This window comes from Flavobacterium sp. GSB-24, from assembly GCF_027924665.1.
Taxonomy (GTDB): Bacteria; Bacteroidota; Bacteroidia; order Flavobacteriales; family Flavobacteriaceae; genus Flavobacterium.
This window is the reverse complement of sequence record NZ_AP027043.1, coordinates 634,793-651,373: the sequence shown is the minus strand read 5'-3', so window position 1 is coordinate 651,373 and position 16,581 is coordinate 634,793. Positions and strand designations below refer to the sequence as shown.

Annotated in this window: 14 protein-coding genes; 11 read left to right on the top strand and 3 right to left on the bottom strand. The window is 33.0% G+C overall.

Going from position 1 to position 16,581, the window contains the following annotated elements:
- Nucleotides 1–9: 9 nt before the first annotated feature.
- Nucleotides 10–3,411, top strand: a complete 3,402-nt coding sequence (gene ileS / locus QMG60_RS03155) for an isoleucine--tRNA ligase (protein WP_281866849.1) — start codon at nt 10–12, stop codon at nt 3,409–3,411.
- Nucleotides 3,412–3,418: 7 nt separating this feature from the next.
- The gene (locus QMG60_RS03150; RefSeq protein WP_057115206.1) at nt 3,419–3,799 is read left to right on the top strand and encodes a TraR/DksA C4-type zinc finger protein; all 381 of its coding nucleotides are present in this window, start codon (nt 3,419–3,421) and stop codon (nt 3,797–3,799) included.
- Between the two features lie 240 nt (nt 3,800–4,039).
- Here the strand turns inward: QMG60_RS03150 and QMG60_RS03145 are convergent, their stop codons facing one another.
- Together QMG60_RS03145 and QMG60_RS03140 are read right to left on the bottom strand one after the other, a co-directional pair.
- The gene (locus QMG60_RS03145) at nt 4,040–4,420 is read right to left on the bottom strand and encodes a hypothetical protein (RefSeq protein WP_057115205.1); all 381 of its coding nucleotides are present in this window, start codon (nt 4,418–4,420) and stop codon (nt 4,040–4,042) included.
- Between the two features lie 33 nt (nt 4,421–4,453).
- Nucleotides 4,454–4,810 (bottom strand): roadblock/LC7 domain-containing protein, encoded by a 357-nt coding sequence (locus QMG60_RS03140; protein WP_057115204.1) that lies wholly within the window; start codon nt 4,808–4,810, stop codon nt 4,454–4,456.
- A gap of 180 nt (nt 4,811–4,990) precedes the next feature.
- On the opposite strand from QMG60_RS03140, the gene QMG60_RS03135 reads away from it, so the two are divergent.
- The 7 genes from QMG60_RS03135 (at nt 4,991) to QMG60_RS03105 (ending at nt 15,429) form a co-directional block, all read left to right on the top strand.
- On the top strand, nt 4,991–5,206 hold the full coding sequence (locus QMG60_RS03135; protein WP_057115203.1) for a hypothetical protein: 216 nt from the start codon (nt 4,991–4,993) through the stop codon (nt 5,204–5,206).
- Nucleotides 5,207–5,326: 120 nt separating this feature from the next.
- Nucleotides 5,327–5,923, top strand: coding sequence for a lipoprotein signal peptidase (locus QMG60_RS03130; RefSeq protein WP_281866848.1), 597 nt, complete (start codon nt 5,327–5,329; stop codon nt 5,921–5,923).
- A gap of 142 nt (nt 5,924–6,065) precedes the next feature.
- Nucleotides 6,066–9,224, top strand: coding sequence for a UvrD-helicase domain-containing protein (locus QMG60_RS03125; RefSeq protein ID WP_281866847.1), 3,159 nt, complete (start codon nt 6,066–6,068; stop codon nt 9,222–9,224).
- A gap of 82 nt (nt 9,225–9,306) precedes the next feature.
- Nucleotides 9,307–10,500, top strand: a complete 1,194-nt coding sequence (gene kbl, locus QMG60_RS03120) for a glycine C-acetyltransferase (protein WP_281866846.1) — start codon at nt 9,307–9,309, stop codon at nt 10,498–10,500.
- Nucleotides 10,501–10,613: 113 nt separating this feature from the next.
- Nucleotides 10,614–12,077 carry an OmpA family protein gene (locus tag QMG60_RS03115; RefSeq protein WP_281866845.1) on the top strand — a complete coding sequence of 488 codons (1,464 nt, stop codon included), beginning with the start codon at nt 10,614–10,616 and terminating at the stop codon, nt 12,075–12,077.
- 63 nt (nt 12,078–12,140) lie between these two features.
- Nucleotides 12,141–14,903 (top strand): PD-(D/E)XK nuclease family protein, encoded by a 2,763-nt coding sequence (locus QMG60_RS03110; protein ID WP_281866844.1) that lies wholly within the window; start codon nt 12,141–12,143, stop codon nt 14,901–14,903.
- A gap of 331 nt (nt 14,904–15,234) precedes the next feature.
- On the top strand, nt 15,235–15,429 hold the full coding sequence (locus QMG60_RS03105; protein ID WP_281866843.1) for a hypothetical protein: 195 nt from the start codon (nt 15,235–15,237) through the stop codon (nt 15,427–15,429).
- Between the two features lie 6 nt (nt 15,430–15,435).
- Here QMG60_RS03105 and QMG60_RS03100 read toward each other — a convergent pair whose 3' ends face one another.
- Entirely contained in the window at nt 15,436–15,579 is a 144-nt protein-coding gene (locus tag QMG60_RS03100; protein WP_157848493.1) for a hypothetical protein, read from the bottom strand.
- 287 nt (nt 15,580–15,866) lie between these two features.
- On the opposite strand from QMG60_RS03100, the gene QMG60_RS03095 reads away from it, so the two are divergent.
- Both QMG60_RS03095 and QMG60_RS03090 read left to right on the top strand, forming a co-directional pair.
- Nucleotides 15,867–16,187 (top strand): hypothetical protein, encoded by a 321-nt coding sequence (locus tag QMG60_RS03095; protein WP_281866842.1) that lies wholly within the window; start codon nt 15,867–15,869, stop codon nt 16,185–16,187.
- 19 nt (nt 16,188–16,206) lie between these two features.
- Entirely contained in the window at nt 16,207–16,581 is a 375-nt protein-coding gene (locus QMG60_RS03090) for a hypothetical protein (protein ID WP_057115195.1), read from the top strand.

The window sequence follows — 16,581 nt, the reverse complement described above, 5'->3', positions numbered from 1 at the left end:
AAGGATAAAATGAGTACAAAATTTACTGAATACAAAGGACTTGACTTGCCAGCTGCAGCGTCAGAAGTTCTTGATTTTTGGAAGAAAGAAAATATATTTGAAAAGAGTGTTACAACTCGCGAAGGTGCTGAGCCTTTCGTATTTTTTGAAGGTCCACCTTCAGCAAACGGATTACCAGGAATTCACCACGTAATGGCGCGTGCGATTAAAGATATTTTTTGCAGATATAAAACTCAAAAAGGTTTTCAGGTAAAAAGAAAAGCCGGCTGGGATACTCACGGTTTACCTGTAGAATTGGGTACCGAAAAAGAACTTGGAATTACAAAAGAAGATATTGGTAAAACGATTTCTATCGAAGAATATAACGAAGCGTGTAAAAAAACCGTTATGCGTTATACTGACGTGTGGAATGACTTGACCGAAAAAATGGGTTATTGGGTTGATATGGAAGATCCATATGTAACTTATAAGCCAAAATACATGGAATCTGTTTGGTGGCTTTTGAAACAAATCTATGATAAAGGTTTGTTGTACAAAGGATACACAATTCAGCCGTATTCTCCAAAAGCGGGAACAGGATTATCTTCTCACGAAGTAAATCAGCCTGGAGCTTATAGAGATGTTACCGATACTACGATTGTTGCACAATTCAAAACTTTACCAGAAACACTGCCAAGCTTTTTACAAGGTTTTGGAGATATTCACATTTTAGCTTGGACGACAACTCCTTGGACATTGCCATCAAATACAGCTTTAACCGTTGGGCCAAAAATTGATTATGTTTTAGTAAAAACTTTCAATCAATATACTTTTGAGCCGATCAATGTTGTTTTGGCTAAAAACTTAGTTGGAAAACAATTCGGTAAAGGGTTTTTCTTAAGTGAAGACGATGCTGATTTTGATAACGTTAAAAACGGCGACAAAAAACTTCCATACAAAATCTTGACCGAAGCAAAAGGGGCAGATTTAGTAGAAATCCGTTACGAGCAACTATTGCCTTATGTATTGCCATATCAAAATGCTGAAAATGCATTTAGAGTAATCGCTGGAGACTTCGTAACAACAGAAGACGGAACAGGAATTGTACACACAGCGCCAACTTTTGGTGCAGATGATGCCAAAGTAGCAAAAGAAGCAAAGCCAGAAGTACCGCCAATGTTGGTTTTGGATGAAGAAGGAAATGCAGTTCCGTTAGTAGATTTACAAGGAAAATTTACTTCTCATTTAGGAGATTTAGCTGGTAAATACGTTAAAAACGAATATTACGATGCTGGACAAGCTCCGGAGAAATCTGTAGATGTTGAAATTGCTATTCGATTAAAAGAAGAAAATAAAGCCTTTAAGGTTGAAAAATACGTACATAGTTATCCACACAGCTGGAGAACTGATGAGCCGTTATTATATTATCCGCTAGATTCTTGGTTCATTAAAGTAACCGATGTAAAAGATAGAATGTTCGACCTGAACGAAACTATCAACTGGAAACCTAAGTCTACCGGTGAGGGGCGTTTTGGAAATTGGTTGAAAAATGCCAACGACTGGAACCTATCTCGTTCTAGATATTGGGGAATTCCGTTGCCAATCTGGAGAACAGAAGATAAAAAAGAAGAAATTATTATCGGCTCTGTTGAAGAATTGTACAATGCGATTGAGAAATCTATCGAAGCTGGTTTTCAAAAAGAAAACCCATTTAAAGGTTTCGAAATTGGAAACATGTCTGAATCAAATTATGATTTAATCGATTTACACAAAAATGTAGTCGATCAAATTACTTTGGTTTCGGCTTCTGGCCAGCCAATGAAACGCGAAAGCGATTTAATTGACGTTTGGTTCGATTCTGGAGCAATGCCTTATGCACAATGGCATTATCCTTTTGAGAACAAAGACAAAATAGACGAGAACAAAGATTTTCCAGCGAATTTTATCGCAGAAGGAGTAGATCAGACTCGTGGATGGTTTTATACGTTACATGCTATCGGAACTTTGGTTTTTGATAAAGTAGCTTATAAAAATGTCGTTTCAAACGGTTTGGTTTTAGATAAAAACGGAATAAAAATGTCTAAGAGTAAAGGAAATACTATAGACCCGTTTAAAACCATTGAAGAATACGGTCCTGATGCCACACGCTGGTACATGATCATGAATGCCAATCCTTGGGATAACTTAAAGTTTGACCTTGAAGGAATTGCTGAGGTTCGTCGTAAATTCTTTGGAACATTATACAACACCTATTCATTCTTTTCGTTATATGCAAATATCGATGGATTTAAATACGCTGAAGCGGAAATTCCGTTAAACGAAAGACCAGAAATCGATCAATGGATTATTTCTGAACTTCATACTTTAATCAAATTTGTTGATGAATGTTATGAAGATTACGAGCCGACAAAAGCTACAAGAGCAATTTCTGACTTCGTTCAGGAAAACTTAAGTAACTGGTACGTTCGTTTATGCCGTCGTCGTTTCTGGAAAGGTGAATATGCTAAAGATAAAATTGCAGCTTACCAAACGCTTTATACTTGCTTGTTAACAATCAGCAAATTAAGCGCTCCAGTCGCTCCTTTTTTCATGGATAAATTGTACAGAGATTTAACAGCTTCGACGGGAACCGAGGATTTTGCTAGTGTTCACTTGGCTGAATTCCCAAAATTTGTCGAAAACTTTGTTAATAAAACGTTGGAAAGCAAAATGCAGAAGGCGCAAACCATCTCATCTTTGGTTTTATCACTTCGTAAAAAAGAGATGATCAAAGTACGCCAGCCTCTGCAAAAGGTAATGATTCCAGTACTTGACGAGAATCAGAGAGTTGAAATTGAAGCAATTTCTGACTTAGTAAAAGCTGAGGTAAACGTGAAAGAAATTGAACTTTTAGACGATGCTTCTGGTATTTTAGTAAAGCAAATTAAACCTAATTTTAAGGCACTTGGGCCACGTTTTGGAAAAGATATGGGCTTGATTTCTAAGGAAATACAAGGTTTTTCTGCCGATCAGATTAACCAATTAGACAAGCAGGGAACGCTGGATATTGTTATTTCTGGAAATAATGTAACTTTATCATTAGAAGACGTCGAAATAACATCGCAGGATATTGAAGGATGGCTGGTTGCTAATTCAAACGGAATTACAGTTGCGCTTGACATAACAATATCTGAAGAATTAAAAAATGAAGGCATTGCAAGAGAATTAGTAAATAGAATTCAGAATATCCGTAAAGATTCAGGATTTGAGGTTACTGATAAGATTAAAGTACAAATAAAAAGAGATGGTAATTTAGAAGAAGCCGTTTCAAAAAATGAAGACTATATTAAGTCTGAAACATTAACAGACGACTTAGTTTTTGTAGACGCTTTAGAAAACGGCACAGAAATTGAGTTTGATGATATTAAAACAATGATATTAATTTCAAAATAGTTATAAAATGATAGATGAAATTACAAGATACTCTGATGCAGATTTAGCAGAGTTCAAAGAGATAATCCAAGCAAAAATACAAAAAGCGCAAGCAGATCTTGATTTAATTAAGAGTGCTTATATGAACGACTTAAATAACGGTACAGACGATACTTCTCCAACTTTCAAAGCTTTTGAGGAAGGAAGTGAAACTATGTCTAAAGAAGCAAACTCTCAGTTGGCTATTAGACAAGAAAAGTTTATCCGTGATTTAAAAAACGCGCTTTTCCGTGTAGAAAACAAAACTTACGGTATTTGCAAAGTAACAGGTAAATTGATTAGCAAAGAAAGGCTTAAAATAGTTCCTCATGCAACAATGAGTATCGAAGCTAAAAACTTGCAAAGATAAAATTCACTGAAATAAAAAAATAAGCGCTCCTTTTAGGGGCGTTTTTTTGTTTAATCTTTTAGAAACAATCCAAGTAAGTAGTAGTTTGTGATTTGAAAGAAATGTATTATTTTTAAGATGTCTGCTTTAAAAAGGGTAGGTTTGAATTTTGTAAGAATAAAATAGGCAGACGATTTGGGGCTGTGAAAAAGAAAATTAGAACTATCTCGATTAGAGATAGTTCTAAAATAGAGTAATAATTTATGCTAGATTTTTTTCAACTTCAGCCTTGTGTTTTCTTAAAATAGCTCTAGTCATACCTAGATTTGCTTTTGAAGCATCTGCAGCAAGGTAGATCATAAATTTTTTGTTTGGAGAAATATCGATAATGTGAATTTGATTCGATAAAGTAATCAAAATATCTTCGATGTCTTGGTTTAAGTTTAAGGCTTTTACAGCGCTTAATTTAGCTTTTACAACTTCTAAGTTATAAGCAGCAGCAAGTTCTGGGTCAAAACTTGGGTCGATTGTTAAGTTTCCAAAACTTAATCCAGATTCAATTTCTGTTACAGCGACAGCGATAAAGCCGTTTACGTTGGTTTTCATTTCATTTAAAAACACGTTTAAAAAATCATTACTCATAATTTAGTGGGTTTGTTTGTTAATAGATTTATGTTATTTCAATAGGGAATTTTTACTTAATTCAGCAGATACTTCTTCTGTTGAGCGCATCAACAATGCAAGGTTGCTTCCTTCTTTAGAAAAAGCAACAATAAAATTGGAGCCGCTTATTTTGTTTCCGACGATAACGCCTTCTGAGCTTTTTAGATATAATTGTTTTAAAGAACCTTTTTCTAAATCAATTAAAAATTTTTCGCTCATTGATAAAATTGCGGCACTCATCGCTGCAATACTGTCTCCGTAGTCTAAATTTAAGGAAGTGATTAATTTTCCCTTTCCGTTTAAAATTAATGCTGCGGTCGATTTTGTGCTGACAAGAAAGTCATTTAGAATAGTGGTGATTTCATTCATGATTTGTAGGATTTTGGGAGGAATGTTAAATTCAGTTCATTTTGGTATTTGTTTTTTAAATTAATAGCTAATTTTCCTAAACAACTGTTAATTTTATTTAACAAATATAAATTAATTTATGTATCATTGTAATACCAAATCATTAATAATTTAAATTATTTACTGTAAAAAACTTACATTATGGCTAAAGTGTTGAAATTCAAAGATGTAAATTCTGATGTAGAGCGCAGAATGAAAGATTTTGAAAAACTGCGTATCAAGTTTAAAGCAGATGTAAAAAAAGGGGAAGCTAAAAAGCTTGCTGCCGGAAAAGAGAGCAAAGGAATATTTAAATCTATTTCTGATTTTTTCTCCGACAGTCCAAAAACTCCAGCGAAAGCTCCTGTAAAAAAGTAAACTTTATTAGGTTTAGATTAGCAGATAAACTTTGTTTAGTTTCTTAGAAAAGAATTAACGCTCCATTAGGAGCGTTTTTTTTGATTTAATTGTTATTTTTGCCCATCAAAAATTCATAAAATGTCATTACGAAAAGCGTATTTCCTTATATTTTTAGTTTTAATCGTTGATCAGCTTTCTAAAATCTATGTCAAAACAAATTTCATTCTTGGAGAAGAAGTAGTTATTTTTGATTGGTTTAGAATTCATTTTATTGAAAATGAAGGTATGGCTTGGGGAACAAAAATACCTGGAGAATACGGAAAATTAATTTTAACTGTTTTCAGGATTTTTGCAGTTTTCGGAATTGGCTGGTGGCTTTCTGATGCCATAAAAAAACGTCATTCGACTTATTTGATAGTTGCTATTGCATTAATCTTTGCAGGTGCGGCAGGAAATATTATCGATTCTGTTTTTTACGGAGTTATTTTTGATGACAGCACTCATAAATTAGCAACCATTTTTTCTCCAGCTCCATACGGAACTTGGTTTCATGGTTTGGTAGTAGATATGTTTTATTTCCCTATTTGGGAAGGAAATCTACCAACTTGGCTTCCAATTTTCGGCGGGAAACACTTTGCTTTTTTTAATGCTATTTTTAATGTTGCCGATATGGCAATTTCTACAGGAGTAGGTATACTTTTGGTTTTTAATAAGAGAGCTTTTCCAAAACATTAATTATTTTTAAAAATACAATATAAAAAATTCCAAATTCCAATATTTGTTTGCAATTAGCGCTTCAAAAATTGGAATTTGGAATTTTTCATTATTGGGATTTAATATTTAATTATGCTATTTTTACAATACTAAAACCAAACTTATGCAAAGTCCGTCTTTCTCCATTTATGATGCTTCTGCGGGATCAGGAAAGACATATACATTGGTTAAAGAATATCTCAAAATTATTCTTTCCTCTCCAAAAAACGATGCATATCGAAATATTCTAGCGATAACATTCACCAATAAAGCGGTTCATGAAATGAAAAGCCGTATTGTTGGAAGTTTGTCTGAATTTGCAAAAGACGATCCGTCTCCAAAGGCAGCTGATTTAATGGAAGATCTTTCGCGTGAAACTGGACTTTCAATTATTAAAATTAAAACCAAATCGCAGCAAATCATAAAGCACTTAATTCATAATTATGCAGCTTTTGATATTTCTACCATTGATAAATTTACGCATAAAGTTATCCGTGCTTTTGCGCATGACTTAAATCTTCCTATGGCTTTTGAAGTGACGCTGGATACCGAAAATTTATTGGTAGAAGCGGTTGATGCAATTATTGCTCAAGCTGGGGAAGATGAAACGTTGACCAAGTTACTCATCGATTTTACAATGGAAAAAACCGATGATGATAAAAGCTGGGATGTATCGCGTGAAATTTTGGATACAGGGAGATTGGTTTTAAATGAAAATAACCGAAATGAGATTCTGTATTTTCAAGACAAAACAATCGAAGAGTTCGTTGAGATTAAACAAAAAATGCAGGCACTTTGCAAAGAATTAGAATCTAAGAATGCAGAACTAGCTTCTAAAGCAATTGAGTTAATTGATAAAAACGGAATTGATCCAAAATCATTTTCTCGAGGAACTTTTCCTAATCATCTAGAAAGTATTCGAGACGGAAAATTCAATCCTAAAAATAAAACTTTTCATGAGTTTGATGATATTGCGATTAATAAAACTGCAAAAGACAGAGCGTTAATAGAAAATATTATTCCAGAGCTGCTTCAAATTTTGAAGGAGGTATATAAAAACTTTGAGAAAAGGGATTTTTACAAAGCCTTTTTGAAAAATATCACACCGCTTTCGCTTCTTAACACTGTAAGTAATGAATTGGCTAAAATTCAATCTGAGCAAAATATCTTGTCTATTTCAGAATTCAATGCCATTATTCACCGCGAAATTCAGAATCAGCCCGCGCCATTCATTTACGAACGTTTAGGAGAACGCTATCGTCATTTTTTTATTGATGAATTTCAAGATACTTCTGAAATGCAGTGGCAGAATTTAATTCCGTTAATTGATAATTCGCTTTCTGGTCTAGATGATTTGGGAAATAAAGGAACATTGATGATTGTTGGCGATCCTAAACAGTCGATTTATCGCTGGCGCGGCGGTAAAGCAGAGCAGTTTATTGAATTGAGTAAAGATGTAAATCCGTTCAATAACCCAGATAAGGCAATTAAGCATTTAAATACCAATTATCGAAGCTACAGCGAAGTTATTGAATTTAATAATGCGTTTTTTAAATTGATCTCGGCTGAATTTTCAAACGAAGATTATAAAGATTTATACGAAAATCATAGTTTTCAGAATGTAAATTCAAAAAACGGAGGTTACGTCAATATTTCATTTCTACCGGTCGTTGATAAAAATGATTTTGCTGATGATGAAGAAGCTGTAGAGAAATCTGATTTGTATGTCTTAGCGACTTTAAATACCATTCAAGAAGTGGTAAAACAAGGTTTTGAATATAAAGATATTGTAATTCTGACCCGAAAAAGAGATCAGGGAATTGCAGTTGCTAATTATTTAACCGAACAAGGAATTCCGCTTTTGTCTTCAGAAACTTTGATGATACAAAATGCGGCAGAAGTTCGCTTGATAGTTCATTTACTTCGATATTTGAATAATAGTGCAAATTTAGAATCAAAAGCTAATTTTCTTCATTTCTTGGCTTCAACTAAAGATTTGGCAATGCCAGTTCATGATTTTATAGCTAAAGGAATGAGTTATAGATTTGAGAAAGAATTTGAAGAATGGCTTTTAACTTTTGATGTTTCTTTTTCTTTTGAAGATGTGCGAAAAAAATCTCTTTACGAGGCGGTTGAAATTATCATTTCTAAATTTATTCTTCCTTCAGAAGGAAATGCTTATGTTCAGTTTTTTCTGGATATTGTTTTAGAGCGTGATATTCGAAATCAATCCGGAGTCGCAGATTTTTTAGTTTTCTGGGATAAGAATGCAGAGAAATTTAGTATTCCGTCGCCGGAAGGAAATAATGCGGTTCGTATTATGACAATTCATAAATCGAAAGGTTTGGAATTTCCAGTGGTAATTATGCCTTTTGCTGATGAAGATTATAATCGTAAACCAAAAGATAAATTATGGCTCGATACAGAAGAGATTGATCTTGGTGTCCCAAAAGCACTAGTTGACAACAGTAGTGTTGTGGAGAGTTTTGGTGAAAGTGCTTCTGCAGTTTTCAACTTGAAAAAGCAAGAAGAATTATTGGACAATATCAATGTTTTGTACGTTGCGTTAACTCGTGCTGAAGAACAATTGTATGTGATTTCTCAATCGCTGAAAGCAAAAAATGACGGTGAATATCCAAATAATATGGCTTCATTCTTTATTAAGTATTTAATTAATGAAGGGATTTATGATGAAGAGAAACTGAATTATGAATTTGGGAATAAATTAAGACTTTCAAAAAACACAAAAACGGTTGATTTAGTAAAATCGATTCCAGTTGTAAAAGAAGTTTTAAATCCTAAAAATATTAAAATTGCCCAGCGTGAAGCTTTAATGTGGGGAACGCATCAACAAGAGGCGATTTCGTATGGAAATATTGTCCATGAGATTTTGGCTTTTGTTAAAGATAAATCAGACATTGATCTGGCGGTAACAAAATCACTCGAAAATGGGTTAATTACTTTTGATCAAGTCGAGCAAGTATTACAGACTTTAAGAGAAATTGTAAATCATCCTGAATTATCCATTTGTTTTAATGGAAATGATACTGTTTTGAATGAGCAGACCATTGTTCAAAAAGAAGGAAGAATTTTAAAACCAGATCGTATTGTATTTTTAGAGAATAAAGAAGCTTATCTTTTGGATTATAAAACGGGCGCAGTTAATGCGAAATATCAAAATCAAATTCAAGAATATCAGGATGCAATTGAAGATTTAGGATACAAAGTGTTAAAAAAAGCATTGGTATATATTGGTTCGGAAATTGAAGTGGTAAATTTGTGAAAAAATTAATCAGATGTTAAAGAAATAACGAAGCTTTAATTTTGTTAAGTTGTTAATTTTTAACGTTTTAAATATATAAAAAATGTACGGTAAAATTAAAGAGCATCTGCAAAGCGAGCTGCAGACAATCGAAGAAAATGGAATTTTTAAAAAGGAGAGAATCATTACATCTCCTCAAGGTGCTGAAATTAAAATTTCAACAGGAGAAACAGTTTTAAATTTTTGTGCCAATAACTATTTGGGACTTTCGTCTCATCCAGAAGTTGTGCAGGCTGCGAAAGATGCGATGGATACTCATGGTTTCGGAATGTCATCTGTTCGTTTTATCTGTGGGACGCAAGATATTCATAAGACTTTAGAAAAAAAGATTGCTGATTTTTATGGTACAGAAGATACTATTTTATATGCAGCTGCATTCGATGCAAATGGAGGTGTTTTCGAGCCTTTACTTGGTGAAAATGATGCAATTATTTCTGACAGCTTGAATCACGCTTCTATTATTGATGGTGTTCGTCTTTGTAAAGCAGCACGTTACCGTTATGAAAATAACAATATGGAAGATTTAGAGCAACAGCTAATTAAAGCTAACCAAGCTGGTGCTCGTTTTAAACTTATTGTGACAGATGGTGTGTTCTCTATGGACGGTTTAGTTGCGCCTTTAGATAAAATTTGTGATTTAGCAGATAAATATGATGCGATGGTTATGGTTGATGAATGCCATGCAGCCGGATTTATTGGTGCTACAGGAAAAGGGACGCTTGAAGCAAAAGGAGTGATGGGTAGAGTTGATATTATCACAGGAACACTTGGAAAAGCCTTAGGTGGTGCAATGGGCGGATATACAACGGCTAAGAAAGAAATCATTGAATTACTGCGCCAAAGATCGAGACCTTATTTGTTTTCAAATTCTTTAGCACCAGCAATTGTTGGAGCTTCAATAAAAGTTTTTGAATTATTAGAAAAAGATACAACGCTTCGCGATAAACTAGAATGGAATACTAACTATTTTAAAGAAGGTATGAAAAAAGCGGGTTTTGATATTATCGATGGAGATTCTGCTATTGTTCCAGTAATGTTATACGATGCAAAATTGTCACAAACGATGGCAAATGAACTTTTAAAGCAAGGAATTTATGTTATTGGTTTTTTCTTTCCTGTTGTTCCTAAAGAAAAGGCTAGAATACGCGTACAACTGTCTGCAGCGCATGAAAAAGAACACTTGGATAAGGCTATAAATGCGTTCACAGTTGTCGGTAAAATGTTAAAAGTTATATAATTACCACTTTGGTCAAATTTTTGTAGGTTTTTTTTAACATTTCATTTTGTATTTAAAAAATTTGGTGTTACTTTTGCTTGTAATTAACTAAATTGTAATTAAAAAAATTAAGTATGAAACATCTTAACAAACTTTTAGTTGCTGTATTGATGGCGATGGGTTTAAGTTCTCACGCACAAGACAGTAACAATCCATGGGCGATCTCTTTCGGGGTTAATGCTGTGGATACAAGGACTAGTTCTGGAGCTGGTAGTGGGTTTTTTGATCAACACTTCTCTCAGCCATTCGCAGTAAAAGACAACTGGAATATTCTTCCTTCTCTATCTTACATTGGTGTAAATAGATATGTAGGTAGTGGATTTTCTGTTGGCTTACAAGGATCTGTAAACAAAATTGATAAATTCGTTACTTTTGCTCCAACTGCTCCAGGGCATGATAGTAGAGGTAATGTTGTATCTAATCCAGGTGATTTGATGTACTACGGAATTGATGCTACTATCAAATACAGCTTCCAAGAATTAATCAAATCTAAAGTAATTGATCCTTCGTTATCTGTTGGTGGAGGTTACACTTTCTTCGGAGATAGCAGCTTTGGAACAGTTAATCCAGGTGCTGGTTTAACTTTCTGGTTTACAGATGCTATTGGTCTTGAACTTGCTACAAGATACAAATGGGCTGTTAGTGGAGATAGAGTTGATGCTTCTGGAACTCCAGATGCGGTATCTCACTTCCAACACACTGCAGGTTTAGTTTTCAAATTTGGAGGTAAAGATACTGACGGAGACGGAATCTATGACAAAGACGATGCTTGTCCAGATGTTGCTGGTTTAAAACAATTCAACGGATGTCCTGATACTGACGGAGACGGAATCGTTGATGCTTCTGACGCTTGTCCAGATGTATTTGGTTTAGCTGCATTAAACGGATGTCCTGATACTGACGGAGATGGAATTGCTGATAAAGATGATGCTTGTCCAGATGTTGCTGGTTTAGCTGCTTTAAAAGGTTGTCCTGATACTGACGGAGACGGAATCGCTGATAAAGATGACAAATGTCCTACAGTTGCTGGTCCTAAAGAAAACGGTGGTTGCCCATTCTTAGATGCTGACAAAGATGGTGTTGCTGATAAAGATGATGACTGTCCAACAGTTTATGGTCCTGCTAGTAACAGAGGATGTCCAGAAGTAACTTCTGAAGCATTAGAAGATCTTAAAGTTCAAGCTAGAGCAATCTACTTCAACTCAGGAAAAGCTACTTTCAAAACTGGTGACAAAGAAACTCCAGCTAGATTAGATGCTATTAAAGAAATCCTTAAAAACTATCCAAACGCGAAATTCTCTATTGAAGGACACACAGATAGTACAGGTTCTGCAAAAATCAACCAAAAATTATCTGAAGACAGAGCTGCTGCTGTATTAAACGCTTTAATCCAAAGAGGTGTTAATCCAGAGAACTTAGAGTCTAAAGGATTTGGTTCTAGCCAACCAGTTGCAAGTAACAAAACTGCTGCAGGTAAAGCTCAAAACAGAAGAACAGAAATTAGACACATTGGTTCTAAATACCAAGGTAAAATCTAATTTACTTTCTAAATAAAAAGGAAAAGCCATTCTTAATTGAATGGCTTTTTTTATTTTTATACTATGATAAATACTTCTTTTCTTCAAAAAATAGCTGGTGTTGTAATTCAAGATTACGCACTGAAACTTTCAGAAATAACTATAATTCTTCCAAATAAAAGAGCTAAAGTTTTTTTGATTGATGCTCTTAAAAAAGAAACTGATAAAACTATAATTGCACCTGAAATTACAAGTATTGAAGATTTTGTACAAGATGTCGCTTCAATTCGCTCTGTTGATTCAATTGAACTTTTATTTGAATTTTATGAGGTTTATTTATCGGTTACAGAAAAAAAGAATCAGCAGTCATTTGAGTTGTTTGCAAATTGGGCGAAAACGCTCCTTCAAGACTTTAATGAAATTGATCGATATCTCTTAGATCCTTCACATGTTTTGTCTTACTTAAAAGATATTGAGGACATAAAAAAATGGGGATTAGAAGTGGATCAAAAAACAAAACTTCTAGAAAATTACATTGATTTCTGGAAGCTTCTTCCTTTGTATTATGATTCGCTTTATAATCATTTGTTGTTTAAATCTATTGGGTACCAGGGACTAGTTTATAGAGAAGCGGTCAATAATTTGAATCATTTTTCAAATACTATCGGTAATCGAATTTTTATTTTCGCAGGATTTAATGCTCTCAATGCTGCTGAAGAAAAAATTGTACAGCATTTATTAGCTTTAGGTCAGGCTAAAATTTATTGGGATGCCGATCAAACTTTTCTCAATGATCCATATCATGATGCGGGACTTTTTTTAAGACGTTTTAAAGAAAGTTGGAAACATTACAAATCAAATATTTTTGAATGGATTGTGGATGATTTTTCGCAATCAAAAAATATCCAGATTATTGGAACTCCTAAAACTATAGGGCAGGCAAAATTAACAGGAAGTATAATTGAAGATTTAATAAACAACGATCCTGCGGCGTCTTTGGACAAAGTAGCGGTTGTGCTAGGCGAGGAAAATTTATTGATTCCAGTTTTATATTCACTCCCTTCTTCTGTTGGATTTTTAAACATTACCATGGGATATTCGGGTAAAAATAATCCATCTCAAATTTTAGTTGCCAAGTTGTTTAAAATGCATACTAATGCACTTTCGCGTAAAGGAGGCAATTATGTTTTTTATTATAAAGATGTATTGGATGTTTTAACACATCCATTAGTAGAGCCTTATGCAAATGCTCAAATGTTGGTAAAAATTATCAAAGAGAATAATTATACTTTTATTACGCATCATAAAATTTTAGAACTTCATCCAAGTCCTTCTCATTTTTTTAATTTGTTGTTTGAAAAATGGGAAAAAGGTTCTGTTACAGTTTTAAAGAATATTTCGGCATTGTTAATCGTTATAAAAGAACATTTTAGTAATGATAATGAACAGGAGAAAATTGCAAAAGCATTTGTTTACGGAGTTTTTAAAGTCATAAATAAACTAATAAATTACTACTCCAAACATCATCATATCGATAATATAGATACGCTTCACGCCATTTACAAACAGATTATAGATTTAGCAGAAGTATCTTTTGAAGGTGAGCCTTTAAGAGGTTTGCAGATTATGGGAGTTTTAGAAAGCCGTGTTTTAGATTTTGAAACAGTTATTATAACATCAATGAATGAAGGAAAATTTCCAGCAGGAAAATCTCAGAATTCATTTATTCCGTATGATGTAAAACGAGAATTAGGGCTGCCGACTTTTAAGGAGAAAGATGCGATCTACACCTACCATTTTTATCATTTATTACAGAGAGCTAAGAACATATATCTCATTTATAATACTGAAAATGATGGTTTAGATGCTGGTGAAAGAAGTCGTTTCATTACACAGTTAGAAGTTGAAAAACAGAGAAATCATAATCTTACGTTTGATATCTATAATCCGGTACTTCCTAATACGGCTTACGAACCTATTTCGGTTGCTAAATCGGAATCAGTAATGGAGCGTTTAAAGGAAATAGCGATAACAGGTTTTTCACCATCGGCATTAACAAGTTACATCCGAAATCCGATTGAGTTTTATTTTCAGAAAGTCTTGAGGATTAGAGAAGTGGAGGAAGTGGAAGAAAATATCGCTTTGAATACTTTAGGAACTATCATTCATGAAACTTTAAAGGCACTTTATGAACCTTTTATTGGTAAATTTATTTCAGAGAATGATATTTTAAACTGCTTTAAATTATTGGATGATGAAGTTCTTAAGCAGTTTAAATTGGTTTATAAAGAAGGAGAGATCAAAAAAGGACGAAATTTGCTGGCTTTTGAGGTTGCTAAACGAAATGTTTCTAATTTTTTAAGAATGGAATTAGAATCTGTTAAAAATGATGAAGCGATTCAGATTATTGCTCTAGAGCAGACTTTTGAGCGTGAATTTGTTCATCCGAAACTTCCATTTCCTATTTTGATAAAAGGAAATGTTGACCGTATCGAACGACGTGACGGGAAAATTAGAATTATCGATTATAAGACAGGAAAAGTTGAGAAGTCGAATGTTGTGCTGAAAACATGGAATGGATTGACACAAGAGCTTAAAAATGATAAAATTATTCAAGTATTAGCATACGCTTTCATGTTTGAGAAAGAAGCGGGAGGGCTTCCGATCGAAGTCGGGATTATTTCTTTTAAAAATCTCAAATCTGGTTTTTTACCTTTCGGATTTAAAGAAGATAAAGATTTAAAAGCTATTGTGACATCAGAAATACTCAATTCTTATTTAGATGAAATTGCGAATTTGTTAAGTGAGATTTTTGATATAGCTATTCCATTCGAAGAAAAAATTTAAATTTCTTTACTAAAAAGTTCTGTAACATATTTAGGTTTAAAGACTAATAAGAAAACAACTTTTTTCTTCAGATCTGTTAAATCAAATTAGTTATATGTGTCAAGATCAATTTATTCCAAACCATTTGTCCGTATTAAGGACAATTGAATTATCAGTCGCTAAACAAAAATTGAATCTTTTTTATGAAGATGACTTCCTAAAACCTTTTTTAAGACAAAAAATCAAAAACCTATCATTTGGAGAATTGCGATATCTTCAAGTAAAATTAGTCCTTTTTAATTCGTCGAAATTTATTCTTTTAGATGAACCGTTCAGTGGATTGTCACCAAAAATGATTGAAATTATAGTTCAGTTAATTAAAGAAAATTCTCGAGAAAAAGGAATTCTCATAACCGATCATCAATACGAAAATGTGATGAAAATTTCAACAATATTGTTATTGTTGAAAGGCGGTAAGTTGCATAAAATCAATGAAAAAGCCGAACTAGTAAAAAATGGTTATCTAACACGTCCGGCTGATTTTTAAAAGCTATTAGCTAAATATTTTTTTAAAGAAACCTTTTTTAGTATTTTCTTCTGCATTTGTAGTATTGATGTTTCCGTTTTCAATACGAAATCTTCTAAACTTCATCAATTTTACATTTAGGTCAAAGCGTAATTCGTCAACAGTTTTCATTTGTATAAATTTTTTGCAAATCTATATAAAAACTTTTGGGTAATGCAACAATCTCTATATGTTAATTTTAGAATTGAGTTTTATCAAATGAAATGTTACGATTTTAGTATAATATGTTTTTTCTGTTAATTTTTTTTAAATATTTTATCCGAAAAAAGACGATTAATTATGCTATAAATAAAAGTGGCTCAGGATGTTATATCGGCTGTTTTTTTAACAAGTGTTTAGGTGACAATTGTTAATATTGAAATATCTTTGACGCTTCCAAAACATGACAAATAAAGAATATGATTGATTTACAAACACTAGTAGAAGAGACTGGAGCAGAATCTGGATTGAGTTTTAATATTGATGGAATCTTAAACGAGTCGGTTAATTTAGAATACGACGGGAATGTTGCTGCGATGATCGGAATGATCTTGAAAATGTGCCTCGAAATGTCTGAAGACATTAACAACGGAGATCTTAAACAAGTAATGATTAAGAATAATGACGGAATTGTAGTGGCAAGCAAAAATCAAGAAGATAATTGTATCGCGTTGCTTTCTAAAGATTTGAGTAAAATGGGACTATTACTTCGAAAAATGGACTCTATTTTTAATAATTAATTTAAAACCAATATTATACATGTCAGATTTTTTACAAAATTTTCAAAACGATTTAAAAGAGAATGTTAACGGATTTATCGCTGTTTCAGTAACTGAAGTTGAAACAGGGATGTCTTACTGCTCACTTACTGTAAATCCTAATTTTGATCCAGAATTAGCATCTGCTTACAATTTAGAAGTAGTTAAAGCAAAACTAAACGCTATTAAAGCTTTAGGATTAAACCAAAAAATCAATGATATTTTAATTACACTTACAGATCAAATACATATAATTGACGTGTCTGAAGACGGAAGGTATTTTATCTATTTAGCTGTAGACTCAACTAAAGCAAATCTTGGATTAACAAGAGCTACTTTATCTAAATACAAAAAAGATATTACTTCAAAGTTATAA